The 5,781-nt window shown below is 41.8% G+C and carries 6 protein-coding genes; 4 read left to right on the forward strand and 2 right to left on the reverse strand.

Translation table 11 applies throughout. The features are described 5' to 3' along the window. Window positions 1-569 precede the first annotated feature (569 nt). The 4 genes from lpdA (at window position 570) to RRG12_RS21975 (ending at window position 4,641) form a co-directional block, all read left to right on the forward strand. Window positions 570-1,994 (forward strand): dihydrolipoyl dehydrogenase, encoded by a 1,425-nt coding sequence (lpdA, locus tag RRG12_RS21960; RefSeq protein ID WP_181928382.1) that lies wholly within the window; start codon window positions 570-572, stop codon window positions 1,992-1,994. Window positions 1,995-2,091: 97 nt separating this feature from the next. Further along, window positions 2,092-2,982, forward strand: coding sequence for an indole-3-glycerol phosphate synthase TrpC (trpC, locus tag RRG12_RS21965; protein WP_420760708.1), 891 nt, complete (start codon window positions 2,092-2,094; stop codon window positions 2,980-2,982). Window positions 2,983-3,234: 252 nt separating this feature from the next. Then, window positions 3,235-3,486 carry a DUF5340 domain-containing protein gene (locus tag RRG12_RS21970; RefSeq protein ID WP_069072137.1) on the forward strand — a complete coding sequence of 84 codons (252 nt, stop codon included), beginning with the start codon at window positions 3,235-3,237 and terminating at the stop codon, window positions 3,484-3,486. Window positions 3,487-3,972: 486 nt separating this feature from the next. Further along, window positions 3,973-4,641 (forward strand): carbonic anhydrase, encoded by a 669-nt coding sequence (locus tag RRG12_RS21975; protein WP_420760709.1) that lies wholly within the window; start codon window positions 3,973-3,975, stop codon window positions 4,639-4,641. Window positions 4,642-4,835: 194 nt separating this feature from the next. Here RRG12_RS21975 and RRG12_RS21980 read toward each other — a convergent pair whose 3' ends face one another. Next, the gene (locus RRG12_RS21980; RefSeq protein WP_069072139.1) at window positions 4,836-4,994 is read right to left on the reverse strand and encodes a YqaE/Pmp3 family membrane protein; all 159 of its coding nucleotides are present in this window, start codon (window positions 4,992-4,994) and stop codon (window positions 4,836-4,838) included. Window positions 4,995-5,135: 141 nt separating this feature from the next. Beyond that, the gene (locus tag RRG12_RS21985; protein ID WP_420760710.1) at window positions 5,136-5,483 is read right to left on the reverse strand and encodes a translation initiation factor; all 348 of its coding nucleotides are present in this window, start codon (window positions 5,481-5,483) and stop codon (window positions 5,136-5,138) included. Between the last annotated feature and the right edge of the window lie 298 nt (window positions 5,484-5,781).

Genomic DNA, 5,781 nt, shown 5'->3' on the forward strand with positions numbered 1-5,781 from the left:
AGCTATGAGACAGGGATTTACTAATCCCTGGCGGACGTGCTGGCAGACGTGCGGTTTCGCGTTAAGTTGACACCAGTGGCATCTTCCCCGTCCCTTGTATTTCAGGGCACTCGTGTCGCCCACCCTACAAGAATCATCCCTTGATTCAGCAACGCCGTATTTTGAATATTATTTCCTAGTCCCTAGTCCCCAGTCCCCAGTCCCTTTGGAGTCTAAAAAAATAAGTATCTAGATTTGACTATAATTACTGAAAACATCCATCTTTTCGCCAGAAGTGATTGAATCATAATCTAAGTTAGCAAAACCCGAACGTTAAATCAGTAAATAGTTATTCAGGCGTATGGTAGGGGATCTAAATCAGTTACCAGTTTCCAGTGTTGACTGATACAGCAGTTTGCAAATAAGTAAGGTACAAAATGCAGGACTCAAAATCAGATATAAAGAGTTTCTACCTCCTGCCTCCTGCCCTCTGCCTCCTGCCTTCCTTGATAACTGATAACTGTTAAAGGGGTTGCGCTGATTGTCGGTCAAGTTGAGAATAAATAGGCGAAGCACACGGGGAAACTAACGTGAGTCAAGAATTTGATTACGATTTAGTAATTATCGGCGCTGGTGTAGGCGGACATGGCGCAGCCTTACACGCCGTGAGTTGCGGTCTGAAAACAGCGATTATTGAAGCTGCTGATATGGGAGGAACCTGTGTTAATCGGGGCTGTATTCCTTCTAAAGCGTTGCTGGCGGCATCTGGACGTGTGCGGGAGTTACGTGATGCCCACCACCTCAAGTCGTTGGGAATTCAAGTTGGAAGCGTGGAATTTGATCGCCAAGCGATCGCTAACCATGCTGGTAATCTCGTCTCGAAAATTCAAGGCGACTTAACCAACAGCCTCAAACGTCTAGGAGTCGATATCATCAGGGGTTGGGGAAAAATTGCTGGGGCACAAAAAGTCTCTGTCACCGGAGACGGTGGTGAAAAAACCATCACAGCCAAAGACATCATTCTTTCCCCCGGTTCAATTCCTTTTGTGCCTCCAGGAATTGAAGTAGACGGCAAAACCGTCTTTACCAGCGATCAAGGTGTCAAGTTAGAGTCGTTACCAGATTGGGTGGCGATTATTGGTAGTGGTTACATCGGCTTAGAATTTTCTGATATTTACTCAGCTTTGGGTTGTGAAATCACTTTGATTGAAGCCCTAGATCAGTTAATGCCAGGATTTGACCGCGATATTGCCAAACTTGCTGAACGGGTGCTGATTACTCCTCGCGATATTGAAACGAAAGTGGGGATATACGCCAAAAAAGTCACTCCTGGTTCACCTGTGGTAATTGAGTTAGCAGATTTCAAAACCAAAGAAGATGTAGATGTCATCGAAGTAGATGCTTGCTTGGTGGCTACGGGACGCATCCCAGCGACCAAAAATCTAGGTTTAGAGTCTGTGGGTGTAGAAGTTGATCGGCGGAACTTTATCCCCGTTGACGATCGCATGGCCGTTCTGTCATCTGGTGAAGTAGTGCCGCATCTGTGGGCAATTGGCGACGCGAATGGGAAGATGATGTTAGCACATGCGGCTTCTGCTCAAGGCATCATCGCAGTAGAAAATATAGTTGGGAGGGAAAGAATAGTAGACTATCGCAGCATCCCCGCAGCAGCATTTACCCACCCAGAAGTTAGCTATGTGGGCTTAACAGAAACCGCAGCTAAGGAGTTGGGACAAACCGAAGGGTTTGAAATTGCCACAAGTCGGAGTTACTTCAAAGGGAATTCCAAAGCGTTGGCAGAAAATGAAGCCGACGGTATTGCCAAGGTGATATATCGCAAAGATACCGGAGAAGTCTTAGGAGTCCACATTTTTGGACTGCACGCCTCAGACTTAATTCATGAAGCATCAGCTGCGATCGCAAACCGTCAATCTGTCCAAAGCCTCGCACATCTAGTTCACGCCCACCCGACACTCTCAGAAGTCCTGGACGAAGCTTATAAACGAGCCATTTAGTCATTTGTCCTTTGTCATTTGTCCTTTGCTAATAAACAAGGACAAATGACCACTGACTAATGATCAATGACCAATGACCAATGACTAATGACTAATTATGCAAATTCGCCGCCGTTCACCTAACCCAGCTATTGATGTATCTATATTGCGTTATCAGGCTGTCGTGCCTGATGCCGCGCCAAAGCACATTTTGGAGGAAATTGTCTGGCAGAAAGAAGTAGAGTATGACCAAATGCGGGAAAAGGTTCCTTTGCAGCAATTGCTGAAGCAAGTACTTACTGCGCCGCCAACCCGTGATTTTGTCGCCGCCTTGCGCCAAGGTAAGACTAATCCAGCATTGATTGCCGAAGTCAAAAAAGCTTCACCTAGCAAAGGCGTTTTACGAGAAGATTTTGACCCAGTTGCGATCGCCCAATCTTATCAGCAAGGTGGTGCTAGTTGTCTTTCTGTGCTAACGGATGTCAAGTTCTTTCAAGGTAGTTTTGATAACTTAGCAAAGGTTCGGGCAGCCGTAGATTTGCCCATACTGTGCAAAGAATTTATCGTTTACGCTTACCAGATATACTTGGCGCGAGTTCAGGGTGCAGATGCCATTTTGTTGATTGCAGCTATTCTCAGCGATCAAGATTTGAAATACTTCCTCAAAATTGCTAACAATCTAAAAATGGCAGCCTTGATTGAAGTCCATAGTTTGGCAGAACTTGACCGTGTGTTAGCCTTAGATGGGGTTTCCTTGATAGGAATCAATAATCGCAATTTGGAAGATTTCTCTGTTGACCTGCAAACCACTTGCCAACTTTTGGCTGCAAGAGGTAGCCAATTGCAAGAGAAAAACATCCTTGTTGTCAGCGAATCAGGACTACACAACCCAGAAGATTTGAGTTTGGTGCTTACAGCAGGTGCATCTGCTGTACTCATTGGAGAATCTTTGGTAAAACAACCAAATCCCGGCGCTGCGATCGCCCGTATATTACCGAGGAATTTCTGAAAAATTACACCTCTCCTGCGCTAAATAAGGGGCGCAGGGCAACTAACTGTACACAATAGTTCAGCAATTGGGCACACTATGCGTAGACACGCAGCACTTTGCCATCAAGTATCATCAATATCTTTGTCAAATCTTCATTGCTAATCAAATCCAAGCCATAAGCAACTAGTTATTTATTATGTAACAATTCATTAATAAGAGACAAACTCTCATTAATACAAAATCCCAAATATGAAATCAAAATTTAACTTCATGGAGCAAATTCCTCTACCTTCGCCTATTCACTACGAACTTATACTTCAACTTTTAGAAAGACAAACTATGTTAGCAGTCAATGATAATCCAGATTTAAGGCATCAGGTGAATCAGCTAATTATTACTCTCCGTAAAGCTGCTGTGCAGCAAAAGCGACTAGAAGAAATTTGTGAGTTTTCCTCTGTAACTATTGATCACCGTTGGTCGATCAACCACCATAACGATAGCAAAGTCGTTGCCCCCGATTGAAGCTGATAACTTAATATCTCAACTTCAAATTTGGCATCTTTCGTTAAGTTATATTACCATTATCAGAAAATGTCTCTGTATATTGAAGGGGTAAGTACTCAAAATTTCCACCAAATTTACTTGACCCAAAGGCACGGTTTGGGGTGTGATTTAAAATCCTCTATATAGACTCTATTTACAGAAATTTCTCTACTTTGTAAAAATATATATAAATACTAAATTAGTATTTAAAATCGGCAGTCTTAACGCTTAAAGTTTAGTTGATATAGATTTTACTTTATTGAGCTAGTTCACTCAATTTATACATAGTTATTGTTTCTCTAACTACTAACTTAGCCTTTGACAATTTATACAATAATTATCTTAATGCTGTAGAAAAAATATCATCCTTAGAAGATTTTAGCTCTGGAAAAATTCATCTTGATTTAGAAGAAATTGTAGATCAGTTAAAATATTGATGAGATTCTCTCTCGAATTTAACGAAAGATGAAATATAACAGCATTAACGAACTACTCAGAAATAATCAGGCTTGGGTTGCCGAAAAGCTAGCTATAGATCCAACTTACTTTGAAGAATTATCTAATGGACAAACACCACCTTTTCTATACATTGGGTGTTCTGATAGTCGTCTGGCATTAACAAGATTTACCCGTACAGAACCAGGAGAATTATTTGTACATCGTAATATTGCCAATCAAGTTTCTCTAACGGATATAAACTTTTTAGCCGTTTTAGAATACGCAGTTTTACATCTTAAAGTGGAACACATTATCGTTTGTGGTCACTACGATTGCGGAGGAATTAAGGCGGCTTTAGAAGGCAGAACCATCGGAATTCTTGATAACTGGGTAAATCCGATTCGGGAACTGTATTTGCAGAAACAAGAAGAAATTGATACCTTGCCAACAAGAGAAGAACGTCTCAATCGTTTGGCGGAAATAAATGTTGTGGCGCAAGTGAAAAATCTTTACCAAACTTCTATCATGCGTCAGGTACTCCATGAGCGAAAAGCGCCTATGGTGCATGGTTGGGTACTAGATATAAGCACTGGGTTGATCAAAGATTTGAATGTCTCAACTGTGCAATGGCAATTACACATCTGCCCCTTGCTTTTGGAGTTTAGACTTTATGCTATGTTAAAAAATGAGAGCTAATTCGGTATTTACCGCCAGATAAAACCTGAACCAATACGCTTGAGATTATTATAGATTTTTGTTTAATAAAACTTATAAATACAAAGCAGGTAATTTATTTACCTTCTTTCCATCCTCTGTATGGAAATGTACTCATTGAGGCCCTGACTCAATTTATCACTGGATGCAGAGCCTCCAACCTACCCTGCAAAGAATTATTTCTTAGCAATTATCCACACTGCATGAATAATTCCAGGAATGTAACCAAAAAGCGTCAAAAGTATATTAATCCAAAAGTCTACACCAAAGCCTACTTGTAAAAAAACTCCCAAAGGCGGCACGAAAATGGCACACAAAATCCGAACTAAATCCATTTAAACCTCCTATTAATCTCACAAAAGACAGCTTGTTGGTGAAGTTATTCATCACTTTTCAAGCATGTTTGTACCTCTCAAAGATAACATTCTCTCTGTTAATCTAGGTCATGATTTAGATGCGGTAAACCGTACTTAACATTAGCCACCGCTGATTTTGGCTTTGTAACCTAGCTTGGTCAAAATATCGAAAATTTTCTGCTTGTGTTCGCCCTGAATTTCAATTTCGTTATCTTTAACTGTCCCACCTGTGCCGCACTGGGTTTTCAACTGCTTTACCAAATCTGCCAAAGTTTCCGGTTTGACTTGAAAACCACTAATTACTGTGACGGTTTTCCCTTTGCGTCCTTTGCGGGAAGCTTGTACTTTCAGATTTTGTTGTTGTGGGGGCAGTTCTGGAATTGGTCTTTCTATGGCCGCGGAGTTATCGTTGCCAAATTCGCGGTAGACAAAGCCTTTGTCGGAAGATTTGGGATTGGAAGAAGACATAAAATGAATGTTAAGAAAAATTTCAAAGGCAGTGGAAACTTCTACGCAACCATTCTGCTGGGATATCAATTTCTAGGCTAACATCACAAATCCATTGCAAGGGATTGGGCATTGGGCATGGGGCATTGGCAAGAGGCAGAGGGGCAGGGGGAAGGGTGCAGAGGAGAGGAATTTTCCCCCTGCTCCCCAGCTACGGTGTACACACCACAAGTCCTAAAAACCTAGTTTGATAAGCTATTTCCTCGTTCCCAGTCTCCGACTGGGAATGCATTCATTGAGTCTCTGACTCAATATCTGT

The sequence above is a fragment of the Nostoc sp. CALU 546 genome (genome assembly GCF_048836525.1).

Coding starts and splice junctions, on each gene's coding strand:
- RRG12_RS21970 (WP_069072137.1), top strand. CDS start 3,235: ATGGAGCAAATTCCTCTACCTTCGCCTATTCACTACGAACTTATACTT.
- trpC (WP_420760708.1), top strand. CDS start 2,092: ATGCAAATTCGCCGCCGTTCACCTAACCCAGCTATTGATGTATCTATA.
- RRG12_RS21975 (WP_420760709.1), top strand. CDS start 3,973: ATGAAATATAACAGCATTAACGAACTACTCAGAAATAATCAGGCTTGG.
- RRG12_RS21980 (WP_069072139.1), bottom strand. CDS start 4,994: ATGGATTTAGTTCGGATTTTGTGTGCCATTTTCGTGCCGCCTTTGGGA.
- RRG12_RS21985 (WP_420760710.1), bottom strand. CDS start 5,483: ATGTCTTCTTCCAATCCCAAATCTTCCGACAAAGGCTTTGTCTACCGC.